Raw genomic sequence first — 22,063 nt, forward strand, 5'->3', positions numbered from 1 at the left:
GAGAGCGAGGTCACCGCGTCACCATAACGGCAACGGCCGGTGGCCGAAGGGGCAAACTCACGGGAACCGGGCGGGCACAGCGGCCGACTACTGGTCCGGGTTCAGCGGACGAACCCGAGCACAACCATTCACCAGGAGAGTTTCTGATGCGCCCTCGCGTCTTCTGCGGTATCGCGGCCGCCGTCGCCCTGTTCGCCACGGCGTGTACCAGCGGTGGTGACGGCGGTGGGGACACCGCGGGGGGTGGCGTCAGCGCCTCGGCGGGAGCCGGTGGGGCGTTCCCGGTCAAGGTGGCCGACTGCGCCGGCAAGGAGACCACCGTCAAGCAGGCGCCCCGGCGGATCGTCACCAGCGACGCCGCCGCGCTGGAGATGCTGCTGCAGCTGGGCGCCGGCGAGCGGGTCGTGGGCACCGGGTTCCCGCCGGGCAAGGGCAGCCTGCCGGCGGCCGTCGCCGAGCAGGGTGCCAAGGTGCCGACGCTGGGCGACACGCTGATCCCCAAGGAGAAGCTGCTCGGCTCCGGCGCCGACCTCTACGTGGACACCTTCGGGCCGATGCCGGGGATGGGCGCGGCGGGCGCCGGGCCGAGCGAGGAGGAGCTGAAGGCGGTCGGCATCCAGCACGTGCTGCTGCTCTCCACGGCCTGCGCCACCGGGCCCAAGGCCGCCCAGGGCCCGCGCACCGACCTCGCCGCCGTCGAGGAGGACATCCGCCGCCTCGGCGCGGTCACCGGGACGGCGGCCCGGGCCGAGGAACTGGTCGGGGTGATGGAGAAGCAGATCACGGAGGTCAAGAACGCCACCGCGGGCGTACCGGAGGCGCAGCGTCCCGGGTACTTCCTCTTCGACTTCGACGCCGGTACAAAGCAACCGATGGCCGTCTGCGGCAAGCAGGTCGCCAACGCGGTGATCACCTTGGCCGGCGCGCGCAACGTGTTCGCCGACTGCGACGCCGACTTCCGGCCCGTCTCCTGGGAGGACGTGGTGGCGAAGAACCCGGACTGGATCCAGCTCGCGGTGCGCGACCGCGGCGGCGAGGACGCGAACCGCAAGGCCTTCGACGAGGCCGAGGCGTTCCTCAAGGGCTTCCCGGCCACCCAGGGACTGAAGGCCGTGCAGGAGGGGCACCTCCTGCGGATCGGCTCCGAGGTCACCACCATCGCCGGGACCCGCACCGCCGACACCGTGCGGCAGATCGCGGCGGCGCTCCACCCGACGCTCGTCAAGAACGGGCAGTAGGCGATGGCCAGGGCCACCACCCCCGCGACCGCCGCCACGGCCGCCGCGGAGCCGTCGGCCGAGGACGTCGGCGGGGCGGCCGCCGGCACCGCCTTACGGCGCAAGCGCGTGCGGGCGCTGCGTGCCGGACCGCTCGCCGCCGTGCTCACCGTCGCCCTGGTCGTCGCGCTGACCGCCGCCGTCTCGCTCGGCGCGGTGGACATCCCGCCCGGCGAGGTGTGGAGGGTGGTCGGCCGCCGGATCACCGGGCAGCACCCGGCGCCCGGCACCCGGGACCTCATCATCTGGCAACTGCGCGTGCCGCGCGCCCTGTTGGCGGCCGTGGTCGGGGCCGGGCTGGGCGTGGTCGGCACCGCCGTCCAGGCCCTGGTCCGCAATCCGCTCGCCGATCCGTTCCTGCTCGGCATCTCCTCCGGTGCCTCGCTCGGCGCGGTCGGCGTGATCGTGCTCGGCAGCGGCCTCGGCCTGTCGCTGACCATCGGCGGCATCGCCGGGATCACCGTCTCGGTGGCCGCCTTCCTCGGCGCGCTCGCCGCGTTCTCGCTGGTGTGGGTGCTGGCCCGGCGCGGCGGAGGATTCTCCCCCTTGCGTCTGGTGCTGGCCGGCATCGGCATCGGCCAGTTCCTCACCGGCCTCACCAGCTACCTCGTGCTGCAGACCGGCGACGAGCAGCAGACCCGGGGCGTGCTGTTCTGGCTGATGGGCAGCCTGAGCGGCGCCACCTGGAGCCAACTCGCCGTCCCCGCCGCCGCCGTGGTCCTCGGCGCGGTCCTGCTCCAGGGCCGCGCCCGCGGGCTGAACGCCATGCTCATGGGCGACGAGACGGCCGCCGGCCTCGGCATCGACGTCGCCCGGCTGCGCCGCGAGATCTTCGCCGTCACCAGCGTGCTCACCGGGGTGCTGGTCGCCGTCTCCGGGGCGATCGGCTTCGTCGGGCTGATGGTCCCGCACGTGTGCCGGATGCTGGTCGGCGGCGACCACCGCCGGCTGCTGCCGCTGTCCGCCCTCACCGGCGCGGTGCTGCTGGTGGTCGTCGACCTGCTCGCCCGCACCGCGCTGGACGGCCAGGAGGTGCCGATCGGCGTGGTGACCGCCCTGCTCGGCGCGCCCACCCTGCTCTACCTGCTGGACCGACGACTGGAGCGGAATTGAGAATCGCCGTCGAAGACGTGAGCGTCGCCCTCGCCGGGCGGACGGTGGTGGCCGGGGTCCACCTGGTCGCCAAGGAGGGCGAGATCGCCGGCCTGGTCGGTCCCAACGGCAGCGGCAAGTCCAGCCTGCTGCGCACCGTGTACCGGCATCTGCGGCCGAGCGCGGGGCGGGTGCTGCTGGCCGGGCGGGAGCTGTCCGAGCTGAGCCCGGCGCAGTCCGCCCGGCACATCGGGGCGCTGCCCCAGGAGCGCGGCGGGGACTTCGAGTTGACCGTCCGCGAGGTGGTCGCGATGGGCCGCACCCCCTACAAGCGGGCCTTCGCCAAGGACGACGCCGAGGACCACCGGCTGGTCGGCGAGGCGCTGGAGCGGGTCGGCATGGCGCACGCGCCGGACCGCCGGTTCGCCCAGCTCTCCGGCGGCGAGCGCCAACGCGTGCTGCTGGCACGGGCGTTGGCCCAGCAGCCGGACGTCCTGGTGCTGGACGAGCCGACCAACCACCTGGACGTCCGGCACCAGGTGGAACTGCTCGCGCTGCTGCGCGAACAGCGCCGCACCACGCTGGTCGCGCTGCACGACCTCAACGCGGCGGCCTCGGTGTGCGACCGGCTGCACGTGCTGCACCGCGGCACCCTGGTCGCCTCGGGCGAGCCGCGCGAGGTGCTGACCCCGGAACTGCTCGCCGAGGTGTTCGGCGTCCGAGCGGCGGTGGTCGAACACCCGCTCACGGGTGATCCGTTGATCGCGTTCGACCACCGCACGCCGGCCGGCGCACCGGTCCCGGGGCTGCCGGGAGCGGGCGCTCGGGATTCAGCGGCGGCCCCGGGACGTGACGTGCCGGCCGTGGACGTACCCGGCGTGGAGCTGCCGGACGTGGACGGACCGGCCGTGGACGTCCCGGGGGAGGGTGCACCGCTGTCCGGGGCGGGGGCGCTCCGGAGGTCCTCCGGACTCCCGGTCACCGCCGCCCCGGCCTCCGTGGAACGTCAGGAGGTCTCGTAGTGGCTGGGGCGGCCGTTGCGCTCGACCAGGCGGCCGACCTCGGCGGCCTGCTCGCTGCGCAGCAGCTCCCATCCGCCGTCCTGGCGGTGCAGCACCGAGGAGTGCCACGGCGTCATCCACATGTCCGCGTGCTCCAGCAGCCGGATGCCGAACTTCAGCACGCCGACCTTCTGCGGGTGGATGGAGAGCCGGAACGAGCGGGGGTGCTGCTCGGCGATGAGGTCGCCCCAGGCGCGGCTGCGCTGGATGACGCCGTAGGCACGCTGACGGCAGTCCTTCTGCAGGGCGGACTTGGTGCCGGTCCAGCCGAAGGTGTCCTCGGTGAGGAAGCGGGTGATGCCGCGATAGAGCTTGGCGGTCTCCTCGTCGGTCAGCACTTGCTCGCGCAGCTCCTCCTTGGTGGGCGCGTACTGCGCGTGCACCCGGGCGCGCTTCTCGTCGAACGGCAGGTCGCCGAGGACGGCCCGCAGGTCGAAGGTGTCGAGGTGGGACAGGCCCTCGCGCTCGATCAGCGCGGACAACTCGTCGGAGTACTGGTCGATGTGGTCGTCGGGCACGTGGATGAGGTCGCCGAAGATGTGGCCGTCGGAGCAGATCAGGATCTTGGCGCCGGGCTCGTAGAGCTTGCCGATCTCCTGGGCGAGGCCGTTGAGGAAGGTGAGCGAGAGCCGCTCGCCCTCGTCGGGCAGGTGGCCGAGCACCTTGGCGAGGTTGGGGGACTTGCAGGGGAACCCGGGGAGGGTGAACAGGATCGGGTCCCCGGCCGTGATGAAGTCGGCCAACTGCTCCATCTGGAGGGGGAATTCTGCGGGTGTGGCGGCGACCTCGGGATCGGAGGCGCGGCGGTGCGGGAGCAGCAGGTCGAGGATCTCGGCGGACAGCCGGGCCACGGTCTGCTGGTCGGGGACGGTGTACCCGGTGGTGGTCTGCACGGTGGTCACGGTGCTCTCGTTGCTGTCGGCCTGGGAGTTGCTGGAGTCAGTGGCGACGGCGCCGGCGCGCGGCATGGTGGTCCTCCATGGAACGGTGAACGGGCTTCGGGCAGGCGGAGCCACGCCCCGGCGGTGTACGCCGGGACGCTGTGGTGGATGCAGGGAGATGCGTGGGTGCCCCTTCGCGGGTGCTCGGATCCGCGGTGCTCAGATCCGCCGGTCGTAGGCGACCGGGAGCCGGTTGACGCCACGGGCCAGCACCGCGGGCACCCAGGCGAGCGCGTCGATGCGCTCGTCGTCGGCCACGGAGGGGCGCAGCCCGGGCAGCCGGGTGAGCAGGGTGGCGATGGCGATCTGCAGCTCGGCCCGGGCCAGGGCGGCGCCGGGGCAGAAGTGGATGCCGTGGCCGAAGGCGAGGTGGGCGTTGGGGGAGCGGTCGAAGTTCAGGACGTCGGTGTCCGTGAACTGTTCTTCGTCGCGGTTGGCGGCGCCGAGCGAGACGATCACCGAGTCACCGGCCGGGACGACGGTGCCGTGCAGGTCGCTGTCCTCGGCGAAGAAGCGCCAGGTGGTGAGTTCGAACGCGCCGTCGTAGCGCAGCAGTTCCTCGATCGCCCGGGGGAGCAGGCCCGCTTCCCCGCCGGCCGTGGCGGGGTCGAGGCTGCTGCGCAGTCGGTCGAGCTGCTCCGGGTGGCGCAGCAGGGTGATCAGCATGGTGGTGATCTGGTTGGTGACCGGCTCCTGGCCGGCGACCAGCAGCTGGAACACCATCGAGTCGAGCTCCTCGGGGCTCAACTCGCCGGTGTCGCAAGCGGTGACGAGCCGGCCGAGCAGGTCCACGTCGGGCCCGGCGGGGTCGTAGGTGGCGCGCTTGTGCGCGACCACGTCGGCGATGTAGGTCTGCAGGCCGCGCAGGCGGCCCTCGTACGCCGGTCGGCCCGGGTCCTGCGGGCCGACCGGTTGCACCACCTTGCCCCAGTCGCGGTCGAACTTGACCGCCAACTCCTGCGGAAGGCCGATCACTTCGGCCAGCACCCGGAAGGGGTAGTGGGCCGCGAAGCCGTCCACCAGGTCGGTTCCGCCGGCCGGCGCGGTCGGCGGCAGCTCGTCGATCAGGGTGTCGGCGAGCTCCTGGATGCGCGGGCGCAGCGCCTCCACCCGGCGCGGTGAGAAGGCGTCCAGGACGAGCTTGCGCATCGTGGTGTGCTTCGGCGGGTCCTGGTGCAGCAGGTGCACCTGGAGCTGCGAGTGCTGCGGTTCGGGCATGATCGAGGCCAGCCGGCGCCAGTCCTCGTTGCCGAGCTCGTGGTTCTTGCCGAGCCGGGGGTCGTTGAGCGCCTCGTGTGCGGCCTTGTAGCCGGTGACGAGCCAGGCGCCGACGCCGCTGGGGAAGGTCACCCGGTGGACCGGGCCGGCGGCCCGCATCTGCCGGTACAGGGGGTAGGGATCGCTCTTGTACTCAGGCCCGAACAGCGGCACGGGATCGGGGAGTTCGTCGTATCCGAACGGGCAGCGTGGCCCGTCGGGCGCCTCGCCCGCCGCGGTCGGGTCGTGGACGGTGTCGGTCATTGCGAATGTTCCTCCGGTGTGGATCTGTGGTGTGCAGGCCGGCCTTGACGGCGCGTCAGGCCGGGCTGCCGATCGTCCGGTCGTTCTCGGTGGCGCTGGTGGTGCCGTCGGTGCTCTCGGTACGGTCGGTGGTCTTGGTGTGCTTGTCGGAAGTGCGGTGATGCAGGGTCAGCAGGGCCACGGCGATGGTGGCGGCGAGTCCGGCGAGAGTGAGGCCGGCCCGCACGCCGGCGATCTCGGTGGCGCCGTACAGGGTGGCGGCAGTGCCCAGGGCGGGGCCGAGCGCGAAGCCGAGGCTGCGGGAGAGCTGGACGGCCGAGCCGGCGGTGGCGAGCTGGTCCGGCGGGGCCGAGGTCATCACAAGGGCCTGGACCGGGCCGCCGTTGAGGCCCATGCCGACGCCGGCCACGGCGAGGCGCCAGGCGATGTCGGGGGAGGACCAGTCGGTGTCCACCGGGACGAGCAGCAGCAGGCCGAGGGCGGTCACGGCGGCGCCGGTCAGCGCCGTCGGGCGGGCGCCCCAGCGGTCCGCGAGCCGCCCGCCGAAGCGGCCGGCCACCACCATGCCGAGCGGGAACGCCAGCATGGTGAGCGCGGTGGCGGTGGCGCTCTCGCCGTCCTCCCGGCGCAGGTACTGGGCGAGCAGGAAGTGGTTGGCGGCGAAGCCGGCGGCGAGCGCCAGCACCGAGCCGTTCACGGCGGCGGTGCCCGAGGCGCGCATCACGGTGGCGACCGGGCGCCCGCCGGGGCGGCGCAGCCAGAACAGCACCAGCGGGACGGCGGGCAGCGCGAGCAGCAGCCAGAGCGGGGCGTCGGGGGCGAGGGTGAGGCCGAGCAGGACGGCGGCGATCGCCGAGCCGATCAGCGCGGCGTCGCCGAGCGAACCGCGGTCGGGCAGCCGCAGCCGCCCGCCGCCGCGCGGGGCGTCGCGGCGGGCGATCAGCCAGGCGGCCAGGCAGATCGGCAGCTTGACCAGGAAGATCGCGCGCCAGCCGACGTGGTCCAGCAGCAGGCCGCCGATCACCGGGCCGAGTACGGCGCCGAGCGGGCCCAGGGTGGCGGGCACGCTCATCGCCCGTCCGCGCAGCTCCGGTCGGACGGCGGTGGCGGCGAGCACCGGCATGAGCACGAACAGCACGGCGCCGAAGGCGCCCTGGGCGAGGCGGGCGGCGATCAGCCAGCTCGCCCAGGGGGCGGCGGCGGCCAGTGCGCTGCAGAGCGCGAAGCAGCCCACGGACAGCAGGAGGGCGGCGCGCAGGCCGACCTGGTCCAGCCACCGCCCGGCGGGCAGCAGCAGGGCGACCAGGGGGAGCTGGTAGCCGAGCACGGCCCACTGGGCGGTGGTGGGGGAGACGTCGAGGGCGTTCGCGATGTCCGTGAGCGCGAGGTTGACGACGTTCATGTCGAGCATCGCGACGAAGGAGATCAGTCCTGCGGCGAAGACCAGGCTCCACCGGTCCACCGGCGTCCCGGCCGGGCCGTCACCCGGTGTGCTGGTGGCGGGCGACTGCTGCGTTGCCATGGGTCATCCTCCGTTCCCCCGTGCTGTCCGGACACCACCTCGGCGGCGGCGTCCGGTACAGCAGTCGGAGGTATCCGGGCCCGAGTTCCGAACAGGTGGGGGATTTTTGCGGCTTGGCCGGATCATGACGACAGTGGCCGATCTTGCCCGCCCGGAGGGGGCTCCGGGGCGCCCGGCGGACGGGCCGGCGGGCAGCTAACGACTGACAGCTGACAGATTTCAGATGACAGATAACAGCTGACAGATATTGAAATCTGTCAGCTGTTATCTGTCAGTCGTCAGTCGTCCGCCGGATCGGCGCCGCCTCAGCCGACGGCGGCCAGTTCGGCCGGCGAGGCCGGGGCCGGCTCCCCGGCCTCGGCCGCCCGCAGCCGGGCTATCAGCTCCTCCCGTGCCCGGGCCACCCGGGAGCGGACGGTGCCGACCGGGCAGCCGGCCACCTCGGCGGCCTCGGCGTAGCTCAGGCCGACGACCTGGGTCAGCACGAAGGCCTCGCGCCGCTGGGCGGGCACCCGGTCCAGCAGGTCGCCGAGCGCCACGCCGTCCTCGAAGCCCGCGGTGGGCGCGGTGCCCTGCCGCTCGGCGGCCTCCTGCCAGTCCGGGAGCGCGGCGCAGCGCGGCCGGGCGGCGGCGGTGCGGTAGCGGTCGATGACGGTGCGCCGGGCGATGGACAGCAGCCAGGTGCGGGCGGAGGAGCGTCCGGCGAACCCGGGCAGGCTGCGCAGGGCCCGCAGAAAGGTCTCCTGGGCGAGGTCGTCCGCGGACTGCACGTCGGTGAGGTGGGCGACGAAGCGCCACACGTCCCGCTGGGTGGCCCGGACGAAGGCCTCGACGTCGGCGGACCGGCCCTCGCGGGCGGCCAGCGCGAGCGCGGTCAGCTGCTCGTCATCCACGACGGCCCCCCACCCGGTCGGTCCCACCTGGAAGGAGGTACGGGACGATGGTCATATGAGATGCGCGCAACTCCGTACCGCTCTGTCCGCCCGCCTCGACGGCGAACCGGCCGGTGTGCCGGACCGCCGGCTGGACAAGCACGTCGCGCGGTGCGCGGCCTGCCGGGAGTGGCTGGAGCGGGCGGAGCGACTGCGCGGGCCGCGGCTCGCGGACCCGGCCGACGGGCCGTCCGCGGACTGGACGGCGAAGCTCCTCGCGCGCCTCGGCGCGCAGGACCCGGGCGTGGCCGGCGGCCCCGGAGGGGTCGATGACGGTGGAACCGGAGAGGGCCGCCCCGGGCAGGGGGACGGCGGACGGACGCGGTAGGACGGTGGCGCCGGGCAGGGCCGGTGCGCCGTCGAAGTCAGGCATGAAGGGATCCTGAGGGGAGGACGGGGTGCGGTGCCGTTGCGGACGGCACCGTCGGCGTCGGTGGGCGGCCGCGCGGCCTCGGCCCCGACCGGCGGAGCGGCGGGGAGGGTCGGCGCACGCGGGCCCGGGCCCCGGCGGCGGCCTCCATCGGTACCGCCGGCTTCCCGGACCCCGGCGCACCGGCCGTCCACGCCGGACCACGGCCACCCCGAGGGAGGGACGGCGGCAGTGGTGCGCGGTCGGTCGGCGGTCGTCCGGGGACGGGCGGCGGTACCCGGCGGCGCGGCTGCGGCGCGGGGCGACCTGCCCACCGCGCGGCGGACACCGGCGGTGTCCGGGAACGGCGGCGGGCGCGTCAGCGGGCGAACGCGGCCGAGGGAGGTCCGCGACGGACCAGGGCGTGCGAAAGCAGGACCGACCGCGCCCGCCGGGCCCGGTGGCCGTCGGGTCCGGGCGAGTCCGGCGGCCGGTAGCCCGCCGGACGGGTGAACAGGACGAGCAGCGGCGCCAGTAGCGCCCCCGCCAGCACCGAGCCCAGCGCGCCGAGCAGTTCGAACAGCCGCACCAGCGCCGTCTCGCCGCGCCAGAGCAACAGCGCGCAGGCCAGTGCGGCGAGCACGTGGGCGGTGACCATGCCGGGCGACATGCCGTGCGCGGCCATGTCGTGGCCACCCATGCCACCCATGCCGCCCATCCCGCTCATACCGTGGCCGGTCATCCCGGACACGGCCGCGGACCCGGAACCGGACCCGGAGCCCGGCAGCGGCACACCGGCGGTGGACGCGAGGTCCGTGGTCGCCGCCGCGCCGTGCGTGTGGGCGACGGCCACGGCGCCGGACGGCGGGACGTCCGGATCCAGCCCGGCCATCAGCGCCAGGTCGTCCGACGACAGCCCGGTGGGCGTCGTGTCCGGATTGCACAGCAGCAGCGAGGCCCAGTCCGTCGGCTGCGCGCCGGCGAACCCGCCTCCTCCGAACAGCGAGCCCGCCTGTTCGAACGTCAGGTGCAGCGCCGTCTGCGCGGCCACCATCCAGCAGCTGATCACCGCGAGCCCCCGCCGCCGGCCGGCCAGCAGCCAGGTGAGGCCGAGGGTCAGACCGAACGCCCCCGTCAGGACCGGGAGCGAGACCCCGGAACCGGCCATGGCGACGTGCGCCGTGGCGGCCAGCGCCACGCAGAGCGCGGCGAAGACCACGGCGCGCAGCGAGCGGATCCGGTCGGTCATCACGATGACACTCATCGTCGCACCCGCCTCCGTCGACCTGTACCGCGCCCTCCGGTATTGGCCGGTTCCGCCCCTGTCCGGGCATGTCCGGCCGCCTCGGGCCCGGGCCGTCGGGGCAAGCCGTTCGGGCACCCGCACTGTCGGGGGCCGGTGGGGGCGCTGGTGGGGGCGGTGACGCTGCGGTGGCCGGATCCCGGCGGTGCGCGAGCGACCGTCGTGACGGCGTGTGCCGGACTGGTCCCGGAAGATGCTCTTCACACCGTCATATCGGTTTGACACGTCCGTGCTGATACGTACTGAATGTGACGCCACGAATGTGACGTCGCACACACGGGCACCCATGGCGACCACCGACGGCGACAGGAGACCCGGCATGGACACCAGCGCACCCGAGACCGACACCGGTCCCGCCGTTCCGGCGGCCCCGGCCGTCCCCGTCACCCTGCCCGGCCCCGCCGCTCCGCCCGCCGTCGACCTCCCCGACCTCGCCGACCCGGCGTTCTGGCGGCTGCCCGACCGGGCCCGCGCCGCCGCCTTCGCCGAACTGCGCCGTCTGCCCGCCCCGGCCCGATTCGGCGCCGCCCCGGGCTTCCACGCCCTCGTCCGGCACGCCGACGTCGTCGAGGCCAGCCGCAACCCCGCCGTCTTCCTCAGCGGACCCGGTGTCACCACCCCCGAACCGGCCCGCTGGGTCCGCCTCCTGTTCGGCGACTCCATGGTGAACCTGGACGACCCCCGGCACGCCCAGCTGCGCCGCATCGTCTCCCGGGCCTTCACCCCGCGCCTGATCTCCCGGGTCGAGGACGACATCCGGCTGGTCGCCGCCGAGCTGGTCGACCGGGTCGAACGCGAGCGCCCCGCGGACTTCGTCAACGCCGTGGCCGCCGAACTCCCCTTCCGGGTGATCTGCAACATGATGGGCATCCCGGAGGAGCCCCGCCGCGCCATCCTCGACCAGGTCGACCACGCCTCCGAGCACACCGGCGTCGACCGCCCGCTGCGCCAGCGGATCCGGATGCCCGGACGCGGGCTGCGGGCCCTGGCCCGGATGCAGGGCATGGTCGCCGACCTCGGCCGCGAACGCCGCCGCCGGCCCACCGACGACCTGATCTCCGCCCTGGTCACCGCCGATGTCGACGGCCGCCGGCTCTCCGGCCGCGAACTCGGCGCCTTCTTCTCCCTGCTGCTCGTCGCCGGTGTCGAGACCACCCGCAACGCCCTCGCGCACGGCCTGCACCTGCTCACCGTCCACCCCGAGCAGCGTGCCCTGCTCCTCGGCGACCTCGACGGGCACCTCGGCGGCGCGGTGGACGAGATCGTCCGCCACGCCACGCCGATCATCCAGTTCCGCCGCACCCTGGCCGTCGACCACCGGCTCGGCGGCACCGACGGCCCGCTGCTGCGGGCGGGCGAGAAGGTGGTGCTCTACTACGGCTCCGCCAACCGCGACGAGACCGTCTTCAGCGAACCAGAGGCCTTCGACATCACCCGCAGTCCCAACCCCCACCTGGGCTTCGGCGGCGGCGGGCCGCACTACTGCCTCGGCGCGCACCTCGCCCGGCAGGAGATGAAGGTGCTCTACCGGGAGCTGTTCACCCGGCTCCCCGAGGTGCGCTCGGTCGGCGAGCCGGAGTTCGTCCCGTCCAGCTTCGACCACCGGATCCGCGCGCTCTGCTTCACCTTCTGAACGTCCCGAGCGAGCCCCTGTCCACGTCGCTCCACTCCGGCTCGGTCGGTTCCCCCGGCTCCCAGACCGCGTGGTCGTGGGCGAACAGCACCCGGCGCGGGCCGGACCCCGTCAGCCGGTCCAGCCAGGCCGGGTACCCGGGCAGCGGCGCGCCGACCGCCCCCTCCCGGGCCGCCCGCCGCGCCAGCACCGCCGAGCCGTAGCCGGACGCCGTGTCGAACGCCTGCCCGGCCAGCACGGTGCAGCCGTCCGGCCCGGTGACCACCAGTGACTGGTGACCGGGGGTGTGACCGGGCGTCGGCACCACCCGCACGCCCGGCCACACCTCCGCCTCGCCGTCCAGCTCCCGGTGGCGGACGCCCGGGAAGTCCACCAGCGCGTCGATCGTGTACCCGCCCGCCCGGGCCGCCGCCGGCTCCGCCGCCTGCGTCCACACCGGCACGCCGGCCAGCAGCGGATTGCCGCCGCAGTGGTCGAAGTGCAGATGGCAGTTGACGACCACGTCCACCTCGCCCGCCGCCACACCCGCCGCCGCCAGTGCCGCCGTCAGCGGCCGCCGCACCGGACGGTAGCGCGCGTCCGCCTCCGGATCGCCCTCGCCGAGGCCGGTGTCGAACAGCAGCAGCCCCTCCGGCCGGCGCACCAGGTACGCCGGCACCGGCTCCACCCGGGGCTCCGGACCGCCCGCCTCCTCGGCCGGGCGGACGAAGTAGCCGAGGTCGAGCCGCCGGATCGAGGGCGTCCGATCGGAGCGGAGCCTGGCCATGCGGGTCCTCCTGAGGGGTGCGGTGGCGGACATCACTGCGCCTACCCACCATGCGGAGCACAATGCGCACATGACCGACCGTCCGCTCCCCGCACCGACCGGCCCCGACGACGTGCGGTCCTCCGCCACCGATTCGCCCGCCGCCGACATCCCCGGCGTCGACATCCCCGGCGTCGACAACCCAGGCGTCGACGGTCCCACCGCCGACGCCTGGCGCGCCCTCGGCGGGCCGACCGCGCTGCTGGAGCGGGTCTCCTTCCACGGCCCCGACGCGGTGCTGCCCTCGCGGCTGCCCGTGCGGCGGCTGGCCCGGGCCACCGTGGCCGCCTGCTCGCTGGCCGCCGCCGAACTCGCCGCACTGCGCTCCGCCGGCCCCGGCCCCGGCGCCAGCGGCCCCGGCCCCGGACCCGTGCCGCAGGTGCGGATCGACCAGGGCGCGGTCGCCACCGCCTTCGTCAGCGAACGCCACCTGCGGATCGACGGCCGCCCCCCGGTCTCCTTCGCGCCGCTCTCCGGCTTCTGGCCGACGGCCGACGGCTGGCTGCGCACCCACGCCAACTACCCCCACCACCGCGAGCGGCTGCTCACCGCCCTCGGCCTGCCCGAGGACACCGGCCCCGACCGGCTCGCCGCCGTGCTGCGCGAACTGCCGGCCGCGACCGTCCAGGAGCGCGCGTACGCGGCGGGAGCGCTCGCCGTCGCGGTCGCGCCGGTCAGGGACACCACGCTCCCGCTGGTCGAGGTCCGCGCCGTCGACGACACCGCGCCCCGGCCGCTGGAACCCGCCCCCGTTGGCCGGCCCGCCGCCGGGATCCGCGTCCTCGACCTCACCCGGGTCATCGCCGGACCGGTCGCCACCCGCACCCTCGCGCTGCTCGGCGCCGAGGTGCTGCGCATCGACTCGCCGCGGCTGCCCGAGGCCGAGGACGCCCACGCCGACACCGGCTTCGGCAAGCGCTCCGCCCGCCTCGACCTCGCCGAGCGCGCCGACCGGGCCGCCTTCGAGGACCTGCTCGCCACCGCCGACGTCGTCGTCACCGCCTACCGCCCCGGCGCGCTGGACGTGTACGGGCTGGCGCCCGACGCCCTGTCCGCCCGCCGCCCCGGCCTGGTCGTCGCCCAGCTGAACGCCTGGGGCTGGACCGGCCCGTGGGCCGGACGGCGCGGCTTCGACAGCCTGGTCCAGGCCGGCTGCGGCATCGCCGCCACCGAGGCCGGCGCCGACGGCCGCCCCGGCGCCCTGCCCGCCCAGGCCCTCGACCACGGCACCGGCTACCTCGTCGCGGCCGGCGTGCTGCGCGCCCTCACCGACCAGCGCACCGTCCGGCCCGGCGGGCGCCACCTGCGCTACTCGCTGGCCGGCACGGCCTCCTGGCTGCTGCACGGCATCGCGCCCACCGCCGACCCGCACCTGCCGCCCAACGCCGAGCCCTACGACCCCGCCCGGTGGCTCACCGAGACCGACACGCCGTACGGCCGGCTCCGGCACGCGCTGCCGCCCATCGGCTACGCGGGCGCCCCGGTGGACTGGGAGCGCCCGCCGGGGCGCTGGGGCGCGGACGAGCCGCGCTGGCGCTGAGAACCGGGGCTGAGGACCGGCGCCGAGGACCGGCGCCGAGGACCGGCGCCGAGGACCGGGGCCGACGTCGCGCCGACGCGTTCAGACGCCGGAGGGGATCTGCCGGGCGGTTCGGCGCACCTGGAAGGCCGTCGCGATCTCGATCAGTCCGAGGATCACCAGCCAGCAGCCGGCCAGCACGGTCAGCGCGGTGATCGAACCGGCCGGGAAGACCATCAGCAGCACACCGGCCAGCGTGTTCGCCCCGCCCGCGAACGCCTGCCAGCCGCGGGCCGGCATGGTCGGGTCCGAGGCGGCGGCGGCGAGCTGGGTGATGCCGCGGAACAGCCAACCGATGCCGATCCAGATCGCGAGCAGCAGCACCGACTGCGCCGCGCTGCGGAAGCACAGCAGGCCGAGCAGCACACAGATCGCTCCGCTGATGAACGCCAGCACCCGCATCGCGGTGGTGGCGTGCGTACCGAACGAGGCGACCAGCTGCACGATGCCGATGACCAGCAGGTAGAGGCCGAACAGCACGCCGACCACCAGCAGCGTCTCCTCCGGCCAGACGAACACGACGATCCCGAGGCCGAGTGAGACGAGTCCGGCGACCAGCAGGACCTGCCAGGCGGCCTTGGCCAGCAGCCCGAGCGGGCCCTGCACGGGGGAGCCGTCGGGGGTGATGATCGGGGAGACCACGGTGACGTCCTCCAGGGGAGCGTGCAGCGGAGCGGGTGCCCGGGCGTGCGAGCGGACACCCTCGGCGTGCGGGCGGGTGGGTGCTCCTCACGATCGCCGCGCACGCCCCGTCCCGCGCGCCGGATACACCCGTTCGGGCGATCCGACAGATTTCCCCCGGGGTTGCCGGAACGCCATCTGCGTCACATCCGACATCGATAAGATCCGTCGATGTGACTTCTGAAGGGTGGGGGACCCCTCCGGTCGAGCCGATCAGTCAGCACTACATCGTCTGCGGTGGCAACGCGCTCGCCCACCGTCTGGCACTCGAACTCGTCGAGCACTATGAAGTACCGGTCGTCGTCCTCGTCCCGGACCGCGCCCGCGACCACGCGCCCCGGATCGAACAGCTGGAGGGCGTCGCCGCCGTCGTCGAGTACAGCAGCGTCACCGAGGAGGCGCTGCGCGCCGTCCGGGTGGAGACCGCGCGCGGCATCGCCTTCGTCGACGGCGACGACCAGGGGAACATCCACGCCGCCCTCTCCGCGCAGGGACACAACCCCGGCATCCGCATCGTCCTGCGCATCTTCAACCAGCGGCTCGGCGCCAACATCCAACGCCTGCTCAGGAACGGCACCGCGCTGTCCGGCTCCGCCACCGCCGCCCCCGCCTTCGCCGACGCCGCCCTGTCGCGCCCCAACTCCGTCCAGGTCGGCGACCGCTTCCTGCACATCGCCTACGACGACGACATCAAGTCCGACCGGCTCTGCGTCGTCGCCGACCGGATCGACCCCCAGGACCTCGACCGCATCCGGCTGCTGCCCGACCAGGGCGGCGACTCCGCCTCCTTCGTCCGGCTGGCCAGCGAGTTCGGCGACGACGGGCCGATCCGCTCCGGCACCGAGGCCCGCCGCGCCGCCGGCTCGGACGGTCGGGGCGGCCCGGGCGGCCCGGGCGGATCGGACGGCTCGGGCGGTCCGGACGGTGGCATCGCCGCCCTCCAGACCCTCCCCGTCGAACCCGCCGTACGGATCGCCTGGTGGCGGCGGCTGCGCTGGCGGCTGCTCGACACCCTGCGCTTCTTCACCAGCGCCCGGCTGCGCCTGGTGCTGATCACCGCCCTGGTCGCGGTGCTGCTTGCCTTCGCCCTGCTCTGGCACCTCAACGGCAACTTCGCCTGGACGCTCTACGCCTCGCTGCTCGACCTCGCCGGCGCCGCCCAGCCGGACCAGCCCGGCTCCCCCGACGGGACCGGCGGCGCCTGGCAGCGGGTCGCCCAGGTGGTGATCACCTTCTGCGGCATCACCTTCGCGCCGGTCGCCACCGCCATCGCGGTCGAGGTGCTCGCCTCCGGCCGCCGCGGCCAGCCCCGCAACCCGGGCGCCGGCACCCGCGACCACGTCGTCGTGGTCGGCCTCGGCAACGTCGGCACCCGCGTGGTCAGCCAGTTGCACGGCCTCGGCGTGCCGGTGGTCGGCCTGGAGAGCGACCCGCAGGCACGCGGCATCTCCGCCGTCCGCGCGCTCGGCGTCCCGGTGGTGGTCGACGACGGCCCGCTCGCGGAACAGCTGCGCCGGGCCCGGCTCAAGCACAGCCGCGCGGTGGTCGCGGTCAGCGGCGACGACGCCACCAACCTGGAGGCGGCCCTGGAGGCGCGCGCCGAACGGCCCGACGTCCGGGTGGTGCTGCGGCTCTTCGACGACAGCTTCGCGAGCCATGTGTACGCGACCCTGGACAACGTCGCCTCGCGCTCCACCTCCTACCTCGCCGCCCCGGCCTTCGCCGCCGCGCTGATGGGCCGTGAGGTGCTCGGCACGCTCTCGGTGTTCCGGCACGTGCTGCTGATCGCCGAGCTGTCCGCCGAGCTCGGCAGCGGCCTGATCGGCCTCAACCGCCACGACCTGGAGGACCCGGGCGGCGTCCGCGTCCTCGCCGTCCGGCTGGCCCGCAATCCGCAGCTCTACCAGTGGCGGTACGCCGACCGCACCCGCGCCCTGGAGCCCGGCGACCGGGTGGTGGTCGCCGCCACCCGCAGCGGCCTGGCCCGCCTCAACACCGCACTGACGGTCGGTGATTGAGCCCGGGTCCTGTCCGGCGCGGCGCGTGAACGTACCGCGGAGAGTCGCATTCCGCTTGCGAATGGACGGAAAGGATCGTCGGCGGCCCTGCCGTCGCCCTCGGCCGCCGCCACCTCGGCCGACCGCACGAACCTGACCGCACGAACCTGGCCGACCTGGCCGACCTGACCACCTCGCCCGTGTGATCAGGCGAACGGACCCGCCTGCGTGAAGGCGATCCCGGCGAACCGTTCGGCGATGCGGTGGTGGCCGGCGGTGTTGGGGTGAAGGCCGTCCGGGAGGTCGGGGATGTCGCCCATGCCGAACAGGTCACGGCCGTCGAGGTAGTGCAGGTTCGGATCGTGCACCCGGCGAGCGGTCACGATGTGGGCCAGCTCGTCGCGTACGACGTCGAGCGTCAGCGCCCCGGCCGGGACGTCGGCGGGCGCGCCGAGCGCGGTGAAGTGTCCGTCGGCGGCAAGGGTGACCGGGCCGGGAGTGTGCTCGACCGGGGGACAGATCACCGGGGAGACCACCAGCAGGGGGGTATCGGGGTGCCCCTCGCGGATCGTGTCGAGGAAGCCGTGAACCGCCGGCCCGAAGGAACGCCGCCGGAACGAGGCACCGGTCACGACGTTGAGACCCAGCTTGAGGCTGATGAGGTCGACCGGCGCGTCCCGGATCGCACGCGCCACGAAGGGGTCGAGCCGGGCGTTGCCGGCCAGCGAGAGGTTGACGAGTTCCACCCCGCCCAGGCCTGCGGCGATCACCGGCCAGGTGTCGAAAGGCGAGTCGGCCTCCGGGAAGTGGCTGACGGAGCTGCCGTGGTGCAGCCAGCTGCGCCGACCGGTCGCCGACGGTGGCCCGACCGCGGCATCGGCCCACAGACCGACCACCTCGGTACGGGACTGCTGCGGCAACCAGATCTCGATCGCCTTCTCGCCGGACGGCAGCTGATCGAACGTCACGCGGCAGCTCGGGCCCGGGACCGTCCTGCTGCCCCCGACCAACACCTGCGACACCTTGCCCGCGAGCAGCGGTGCCCTGTGCAACCGGACCCCGTCGACCACCAGCTCCAGGGCCCCGGGCGCAGAGTGTCCGGCACTGCCCTCGTACTGGGTGACGGTCGTGAGCGCCTCGACCTCCAGCACCGTCGCGCTCGTCACGAACGCCAGCCGGACCCCCGACGACAGCGTCGCCATCCGCTCGACGGAGTCGTCCGGGAACTGCGCCCGCGTCCACAGGGGCAGCCGCCACGGCAGCACACCGGCCTCGGTCCGCTCCAGATCCAGCGCTCCGCGGAACCTCACCGGACCGCCGATCAGTGGGATCTCACGGAGTTCGCCAGTCACGTCACGCCCGCCCGTTCAGCTGCTTCGTCAACGACCGAAGCAGCGTATCCCGTCGCGCAAGTGCTTTTCCGCGCTCACCAGATGACGACACCGCCTCCCGTCGCAGCCGCGCGCCCGGCGACCTCCTCGATGATCGCCAACCGCTCCGAGATCGCGGTCCCGGGCTCCTGGTTCGACATCATGGGGCCGGTGCCCGCGACGATCCGCTCCAGGTTGTCGCGCAGCAGCCGGCACTCGCGCAGCAATGCGGGGACCTGCTCGGGCTCGACCCACAGGTCCCCCTCGGCCAGGACCGGAAGGAACCCGGCCCCCAGCGAGCGGACGACCTCCGAGCCCCACACCCGTGTGCGCCAACTCTCGGGGCCCGCACCGTTGAAGTATCCGTCCGGAACGTCCTGCACCTGCCTCTCCCCATCCGCGCCGACGACGAAGACATGCGCCAACAAGCTCACGAGCGCAGTGGATCACGCGCCCGACGGCACGGTCCAAGGAATTCGACGTCAGCCCCTCGGAGTCCTTCCCGTCACGATCAGCGTCCCGATGTGCCCCTCGGTCGGGGCGTCGAGCACCGAGGCCTCCACCGACTCGAACCCGCTCCGCCGGAGCAGACCGAGCCACCCGCGGGGCGTGTAGGAGTAGCGGTACGTGTACAGCGCCTTCCCGGCGAAGCCACCCTTGTACATGCCCTGCGGACCGTAGGCGCCGGGAATCGCGGGGGGTTGCGAGAACGCGAGGACGCCGCCGGGGTTCAGACGGGAGGCGACGAGGGGGAGCAGCTTCAGCGGGTCCGTGAACCAGACCGCCCCGAACACCGAGTAGACCGCGTCCCAGGTCTCGTCGGTGCCGCGCAGGTAGTCCAGCACCTCCGCACAGTGGACCCGGACGCCGGAAGACCCCCAGCGCGCGGAGGCCCTCCCGACCATGACGGGCGAGAGATCAACACCCGTGACCTCCACACCCTGCCCGGCCAGCGCGTCCATCGCCCGCCCGGTGCCGCACCCGATCTCCAAGGCACTGGCCGGCGACCCGAGCAACTCCGCCCCGGGCCCATGGCCGGCGTACTGCGTCCAGCGGAAGACCGGGCCCGCCTCGAACACCTCGTCCTTGATCCCGGCCGCGTACGTGTCCCAGAGTTCGCGCTCCGATTCGATGTCATGCCGTGCGGGCAACGGATCTCCTCTGTGCTGTCACTGGTGCAGTCCCAACGCTTCTGGAGCGAGGGGACCCTGGGGTGGCCCTCTTCGGCGAGGAGGTTCGATCAGCCCTCGATCCGGTGGCTCGGCAGTTCCTCGTGGGTGTAACAGTTGGCAGTGAGGGTCTGGGCCATGGCGGCACTTCTCCCGGTCGTGCGAACGGTTCCAGCGGCGTGGGTGGGTTGATTCAGCTGGGCTTCTCCCCGAGGGCGTGGCGGAGCCAATCCAGGGAGTCGGTCGCCAGGATGGCGTCGGCGAGTTCGTTGGCGGTCCTTGTCGTCAACCGCCGGCGACTGTTGTCAATCCAGCGTTGGGCGTTCATGTAGCCCTGGGCCACGTACTCGACGCCCTGGATCAGGCATTCCAGCTTGTCGGCGTCGCGGGCGCAGACCGCTTCGGGTGATTCGTTGCCTTCGTATTCGGAGACCAGGTCCCGCACTGTGGACGCCAGCACCTCCGGCATGCCGGCGACCTGGTCGGAGGTGACCGCTTCCGGGTCGGCGCTGGTCGCGTACTTCTTCCCGACGTAGTTGACGTCGCCGGTCCGCGTCTCGGCGACGTCGTGCCAGGTGGCGAGGAACGCCGCCCGCGCGGGGTCGGCGCCTTCGAGCTTGGCGATGATCGAGGCGAGGAGCGAGGTCCGCCAGGAGTGCTCGGCGACCGACTCAGGATCCCGGACGCCCGCCATCCACCAGCCTGTGCGCTTGGTGTGCTTGAGCGTCCCGGCTTCGAACAGGAACCGCGCCACCGAGGCAAGATCAGCGGACACCCTCGGGCTCCTCTCACGCCTCGGCGAGGCGAATTGCGAAGCGAAAGCTGGAGCGGTGTTGATGAAGTACGCGAGACGGTCTTGATCGCCATGCCGAGCGGCGACCCTCGCAACGGAGCGTAGGTTGAGCCAGGCGCTCTCATCGGAGCGTGCGGACCATGACGGCGAAGCGGGGCGAGTCCGGGAAGGGTTGCCGGAAGCCGACCTGGCTGTAGCCCCAGGACTCGTACAGCCTCTGCACCTTGGGGTGGTCGGGGTCGACGAGGAGTACGGCCAGGTCCTCGGGCCGGTCGTCGATCAACGCGGACTGGAGTTGGGCGGACATTCCCTTCCCGCGCCAGGCCGGGCGGATCATCAGCTCGGAGAGCCCGAAGGTGGCATACCGCTCCGGAGGGTTGACGATGTGCTCGCGCCACCACTCCCGGCCGGCGGTCAGCGGTGCCCCGTACGCGAAGCCGACCGGTTCGTCGCCGTCGTACGCGACCACGCAAGTAAAGCCGTCCAGGCTCGTCCAGTGGTCGACGAACCATGGGAAGCGCTGTACGAATTCGTCTGCCACCAACTCTGCTGCGTAGGAGTCCGCATGGACGTCGAGGAGTAGCTGCCGGAAGCCTTCGGGCAACGTGGGACTCTGGTAGTGACGCAGCTGGATCATGTTCGGCTCCATTCGATCCGGTAGCGGTCGCCCCACTCTCTCGCAGCCCTGCCGTTCGCAGAAAGGGTCAGCAGGTCCCGATGGAAGTCACCGAGGAGGGTTCGTAGGCGGCCCGGTAGCGGGGCACCGTCCATGAGGTCGAAGACGGTGGACGCGGTCGCGGTAGCCAGCTCCAAGTCGCCTTGGCGAAGCTGGGCGAGGGCGAGGCGGGCGGTGATGAGGGACCGGTTCCTGCGGAACTGGTTCGGAAGCACGGCGAGTGCTTGATGGGACGCGCCTTCAGCTTGCTGGTTCTCGCTGAGCCGGTCGTGGACGATCGCGGTGAGCGCGTGGAGTTCGGCAGGGCCGTAGAACGCCACCCAGGCCGGCCGGGATTCATGGCGGGCTCGGGAGAGTGCTTCATTGGCGAGCCCGAGGGAACGGACCGCTGCTTGACGCTCACCGGTGTTCGAATGCCCGATGGCTGTGCGGGCGTGCGCGAGAGAGGAGAACATCGGGTCACGGCGAGTGATGCCCGTGACCCGAGCGGCATGGGCAGCGGCGATGGCGTCAGCGTGGCGGCCTCGCTGATTGCTGAGCATCGCGATCAAGTTCCATGCTCTGAACTGAGCGGTCGAGTCCTGGGCGAGACCGGCGAGCCGCATGCAGGCGTCGAGGTGCCGCTGCGCGTCGTCGAGCGCGCGGGCGTCGATGCATGACCAGGATGCTACGGCGGTGAAGTCGGCGGCGACGCTGAAGAGGCGGCGGCGCACTCGCTCGGTGGCGCTGCCGTTGCGGAGCGCGTCGAGCACCTGCCCGGCGCGGGCGAGGGCGGCACGTTCCAGCGCGGCGTGGCCGCCTTGGTGATCGTCGAGGGAGTGGAGCGTCTCCAGACTCGCTCGCAGCCGTAGGACGTCGGATGAGCCAAGCGTGGTCCGAGTGTCGGAGGTCGGGAACGCGGATGCTGCCGCGGCAGCCGGCCCGGATGCGATGAAGGTTCGACGTCTCACGTCTTCCTCCGATTGCGGATCGGGGCGCTTCGCACCCCTGGGGGTGAAGCCGAGCTCTTGGGCCGTACAGTCGAATACTGCCTCCAGCGAAGCGCGTTGCCTCTGGTGAGGCCATGCCGTTCTGCCGCTGAGCCAGTCCCGCACGGTGCGCTGACTGCAACTGCCGTATCGGCCAGTGACCTTCTCGATGTGTCGATTCACGCGATGCGCCAGCTCGGTGTGGCTCATGCCGAGTTCCACCAATCGCTTGCGAAGCACAGCGTTATCGCCCATGAACGCAAAGTAGCGCTTTTGTGGCGTCGTGCGCAGGCGGATTGGCAAAGAGCACACCAAAATCTCCGGTGCGCTGCGAGCCCACAGCCGGAAAACCACCCTGCCCAAATGGCGTTGACGCCCGTTGACTGGAACGCAG

General features: G+C 73.2%; 19 protein-coding genes and 1 pseudogene. 7 read left to right on the top strand and 13 right to left on the bottom strand.

Going from position 1 to position 22,063, the window contains the following annotated elements; genetic code table 11:
- Positions 1-146: 146 nt before the first annotated feature.
- The 3 genes and pseudogenes from ACFU9E_RS14480 to ACFU9E_RS14490 all read left to right on the top strand — a co-directional run.
- Positions 147-1,238 (top strand): ABC transporter substrate-binding protein, encoded by a 1,092-nt coding sequence (locus ACFU9E_RS14480; RefSeq protein ID WP_380679400.1) that lies wholly within the window; start codon positions 147-149, stop codon positions 1,236-1,238.
- Between the two features lie 3 nt (positions 1,239-1,241).
- Entirely contained in the window at positions 1,242-2,390 is a 1,149-nt protein-coding gene (locus tag ACFU9E_RS14485; RefSeq protein WP_380679403.1) for a FecCD family ABC transporter permease, read from the top strand.
- Positions 2,387-3,172, top strand: a pseudogene (locus ACFU9E_RS14490) (ABC transporter ATP-binding protein); the annotation flags it as partial. The gene ACFU9E_RS14485 and the pseudogene ACFU9E_RS14490, both read left to right, overlap by 4 nt.
- A 203-nt stretch (positions 3,173-3,375) precedes the next feature.
- On the opposite strand, the gene ACFU9E_RS14495 reads toward ACFU9E_RS14490, so the two are convergent.
- The 4 genes from ACFU9E_RS14495 to ACFU9E_RS14510 all read right to left on the bottom strand — a co-directional run bounded on the left by ACFU9E_RS14495 (position 3,376) and on the right by ACFU9E_RS14510 (position 8,307).
- A complete protein-coding gene (locus tag ACFU9E_RS14495) occupies positions 3,376-4,398 on the bottom strand; it encodes an L-tyrosine/L-tryptophan isonitrile synthase family protein (protein ID WP_380679406.1) in 1,023 nt (340 codons plus the stop codon).
- 132 nt (positions 4,399-4,530) lie between these two features.
- Positions 4,531-5,892 carry a cytochrome P450 gene (locus ACFU9E_RS14500; RefSeq protein WP_380679409.1) on the bottom strand — a complete coding sequence of 454 codons (1,362 nt, stop codon included), beginning with the start codon at positions 5,890-5,892 and terminating at the stop codon, positions 4,531-4,533.
- Between the two features lie 55 nt (positions 5,893-5,947).
- Positions 5,948-7,414, bottom strand: a complete 1,467-nt coding sequence (locus ACFU9E_RS14505) for an MFS transporter (RefSeq protein ID WP_380679412.1) — start codon at positions 7,412-7,414, stop codon at positions 5,948-5,950.
- Positions 7,415-7,719: 305 nt separating this feature from the next.
- The gene (locus ACFU9E_RS14510) at positions 7,720-8,307 is read right to left on the bottom strand and encodes a sigma-70 family RNA polymerase sigma factor (RefSeq protein WP_380679415.1); all 588 of its coding nucleotides are present in this window, start codon (positions 8,305-8,307) and stop codon (positions 7,720-7,722) included.
- Positions 8,308-8,362: 55 nt separating this feature from the next.
- Here ACFU9E_RS14510 and ACFU9E_RS14515 point away from each other — a divergent pair, with 55 nt between their 5' ends.
- Positions 8,363-8,674 (top strand): zf-HC2 domain-containing protein, encoded by a 312-nt coding sequence (locus ACFU9E_RS14515; protein WP_355362797.1) that lies wholly within the window; start codon positions 8,363-8,365, stop codon positions 8,672-8,674.
- Positions 8,675-9,074: 400 nt separating this feature from the next.
- Here ACFU9E_RS14515 and ACFU9E_RS14520 read toward each other — a convergent pair whose 3' ends face one another.
- Positions 9,075-9,959: a hypothetical protein gene (locus ACFU9E_RS14520; protein ID WP_380679418.1), complete on the bottom strand. Its 885-nt coding sequence runs from the start codon at positions 9,957-9,959 to the stop codon at positions 9,075-9,077.
- Between the two features lie 358 nt (positions 9,960-10,317).
- Here ACFU9E_RS14520 and ACFU9E_RS14525 point away from each other — a divergent pair, with 358 nt between their 5' ends.
- The gene (locus ACFU9E_RS14525; RefSeq protein ID WP_380679421.1) at positions 10,318-11,631 is read left to right on the top strand and encodes a cytochrome P450; all 1,314 of its coding nucleotides are present in this window, start codon (positions 10,318-10,320) and stop codon (positions 11,629-11,631) included.
- On the opposite strand, the gene ACFU9E_RS14530 is transcribed toward ACFU9E_RS14525, so the two are convergent.
- Positions 11,621-12,397, bottom strand: coding sequence for an MBL fold metallo-hydrolase (locus ACFU9E_RS14530; RefSeq protein ID WP_380679424.1), 777 nt, complete (start codon positions 12,395-12,397; stop codon positions 11,621-11,623). The two genes, ACFU9E_RS14525 and ACFU9E_RS14530, sit on opposite strands and share 11 nt — an antisense overlap.
- Positions 12,398-12,467: 70 nt before the next feature.
- Between ACFU9E_RS14530 and ACFU9E_RS14535 the strand changes: the two genes are divergently transcribed.
- Positions 12,468-13,976 carry a CoA transferase gene (locus tag ACFU9E_RS14535; RefSeq protein ID WP_380679427.1) on the top strand — a complete coding sequence of 503 codons (1,509 nt, stop codon included), beginning with the start codon at positions 12,468-12,470 and terminating at the stop codon, positions 13,974-13,976.
- An 81-nt stretch (positions 13,977-14,057) separates the two neighbouring features.
- Here ACFU9E_RS14535 and ACFU9E_RS14540 read toward each other — a convergent pair whose 3' ends face one another.
- Positions 14,058-14,657, bottom strand: a complete 600-nt coding sequence (locus ACFU9E_RS14540) for an HdeD family acid-resistance protein (protein ID WP_380679430.1) — start codon at positions 14,655-14,657, stop codon at positions 14,058-14,060.
- A 212-nt stretch (positions 14,658-14,869) separates the two neighbouring features.
- Here ACFU9E_RS14540 and ACFU9E_RS14545 point away from each other — a divergent pair, with 212 nt between their 5' ends.
- Positions 14,870-16,714: an NAD-binding protein gene (locus tag ACFU9E_RS14545; protein WP_380679433.1), complete on the top strand. Its 1,845-nt coding sequence runs from the start codon at positions 14,870-14,872 to the stop codon at positions 16,712-16,714.
- 185 nt (positions 16,715-16,899) lie between these two features.
- Here the strand turns inward: ACFU9E_RS14545 and ACFU9E_RS14550 are convergent, their stop codons facing one another.
- The 6 genes from ACFU9E_RS14550 to ACFU9E_RS14575 all read right to left on the bottom strand — a co-directional run bounded on the left by ACFU9E_RS14550 (position 16,900) and on the right by ACFU9E_RS14575 (position 21,972).
- A complete protein-coding gene (locus ACFU9E_RS14550) occupies positions 16,900-18,003 on the bottom strand; it encodes a GDSL-type esterase/lipase family protein (protein ID WP_380679436.1) in 1,104 nt (367 codons plus the stop codon).
- A 116-nt stretch (positions 18,004-18,119) separates the two neighbouring features.
- Positions 18,120-18,446, bottom strand: coding sequence for a hypothetical protein (locus tag ACFU9E_RS14555; RefSeq protein WP_380679439.1), 327 nt, complete (start codon positions 18,444-18,446; stop codon positions 18,120-18,122).
- A gap of 99 nt (positions 18,447-18,545) precedes the next feature.
- Positions 18,546-19,214 (bottom strand): class I SAM-dependent methyltransferase, encoded by a 669-nt coding sequence (locus ACFU9E_RS14560; RefSeq protein ID WP_380679441.1) that lies wholly within the window; start codon positions 19,212-19,214, stop codon positions 18,546-18,548.
- Positions 19,215-19,425: 211 nt separating this feature from the next.
- On the bottom strand, positions 19,426-20,007 hold the full coding sequence (locus ACFU9E_RS14565; RefSeq protein WP_380679444.1) for an HD family hydrolase: 582 nt from the start codon (positions 20,005-20,007) through the stop codon (positions 19,426-19,428).
- 139 nt (positions 20,008-20,146) lie between these two features.
- Positions 20,147-20,662, bottom strand: coding sequence for a GNAT family N-acetyltransferase (locus tag ACFU9E_RS14570; protein ID WP_380679447.1), 516 nt, complete (start codon positions 20,660-20,662; stop codon positions 20,147-20,149).
- Entirely contained in the window at positions 20,659-21,972 is a 1,314-nt protein-coding gene (locus ACFU9E_RS14575) for an XRE family transcriptional regulator (protein WP_380679450.1), read from the bottom strand. The genes ACFU9E_RS14570 and ACFU9E_RS14575 overlap by 4 nt, the downstream gene beginning before the upstream one ends.
- Between the last annotated feature and the right edge of the window lie 91 nt (positions 21,973-22,063).

The organism is Kitasatospora sp. NPDC057595, from assembly GCF_042800875.1.
Classification (GTDB): Bacteria; Actinomycetota; Actinomycetes; order Streptomycetales; family Streptomycetaceae; genus Kitasatospora.

Coding starts and splice junctions, on each gene's coding strand:
- ACFU9E_RS14480 (WP_380679400.1), top strand. CDS start 147: ATGCGCCCTCGCGTCTTCTGCGGTATCGCGGCCGCCGTCGCCCTGTTC.
- ACFU9E_RS14485 (WP_380679403.1), top strand. CDS start 1,242: ATGGCCAGGGCCACCACCCCCGCGACCGCCGCCACGGCCGCCGCGGAG.
- ACFU9E_RS14495 (WP_380679406.1), bottom strand. CDS start 4,398: ATGCCGCGCGCCGGCGCCGTCGCCACTGACTCCAGCAACTCCCAGGCC.
- ACFU9E_RS14500 (WP_380679409.1), bottom strand. CDS start 5,892: ATGACCGACACCGTCCACGACCCGACCGCGGCGGGCGAGGCGCCCGAC.
- ACFU9E_RS14505 (WP_380679412.1), bottom strand. CDS start 7,414: ATGGCAACGCAGCAGTCGCCCGCCACCAGCACACCGGGTGACGGCCCG.
- ACFU9E_RS14515 (WP_355362797.1), top strand. CDS start 8,363: ATGAGATGCGCGCAACTCCGTACCGCTCTGTCCGCCCGCCTCGACGGC.
- ACFU9E_RS14520 (WP_380679418.1), bottom strand. CDS start 9,959: ATGAGTGTCATCGTGATGACCGACCGGATCCGCTCGCTGCGCGCCGTG.
- ACFU9E_RS14525 (WP_380679421.1), top strand. CDS start 10,318: ATGGACACCAGCGCACCCGAGACCGACACCGGTCCCGCCGTTCCGGCG.
- ACFU9E_RS14530 (WP_380679424.1), bottom strand. CDS start 12,397: ATGGCCAGGCTCCGCTCCGATCGGACGCCCTCGATCCGGCGGCTCGAC.
- ACFU9E_RS14535 (WP_380679427.1), top strand. CDS start 12,468: ATGACCGACCGTCCGCTCCCCGCACCGACCGGCCCCGACGACGTGCGG.
- ACFU9E_RS14570 (WP_380679447.1), bottom strand. CDS start 20,662: ATGATCCAGCTGCGTCACTACCAGAGTCCCACGTTGCCCGAAGGCTTC.